The sequence below is a fragment of the Aminobacter sp. P4_D5 genome, from assembly GCF_056401815.1.
Window position 1 is genome coordinate 1 of the sequence record NZ_JBFUIP010001167.1, and the last position, 567, is coordinate 567.

The 567-nt window shown below is 71.0% G+C and carries 1 protein-coding gene; it reads right to left on the reverse strand.

What is annotated here, in order from left to right; all coding sequences use genetic code 11:
* Positions 1-567 (reverse strand): AMP-binding protein (locus AC1DWF_RS37290; protein ID WP_476843452.1); only part of this gene is annotated, 567 nt, incomplete at both ends.

Below are 567 nucleotides of genomic sequence, written 5' to 3' on the forward strand. Positions count from 1 at the left end.
GAGCGTGGGCTGGCGCGGCCGCTCGGGACCTGGCGCATCAGCCGCAGCGCCGTGGGCGGCAGGAAGAGGTTGCGCAGCCCGTGATCCGAGATGATGCGAAAGGCGCGCTCGGGATCGAACTTCTCCATCCGCAGCGCCAGCACCGGGACGCCGTGGAAGAGCGAGGGCAGAAGCACGTCCAGCAGCCCGCCGATCCAGGCCCAGTCGGCCGGGGTCCAGAAGACATCGCCAGGCTGGGGGAACAGGTCCTGCGGCATCTCCACGCCCGGCAGATGGCCAAGCAGCACGCGATGGGCATGTAGCGCCCCCTTGGGGGCGCCGGTGGTGCCGCTGGTGTAGATGATCAGCGCCGGGTCCTCGGCCGGCGTGTCCAGGCAGGCGTGGTCCGGGCTGGCGCGGGCCATCTCGGCATGGAAGWCCACGGCGCCGGGCGCCCTGCCCTCCGTCAGGATGACCAACGGCCCCTGCGGTAGCGTCGGCAGGCTCTCCGCATTGGTGACGATCGCCCGCGCCTCGCAATCTCCGAGCCGATAGGCAATGGGATCCGCGCCGAACAGCGCGAAGAGC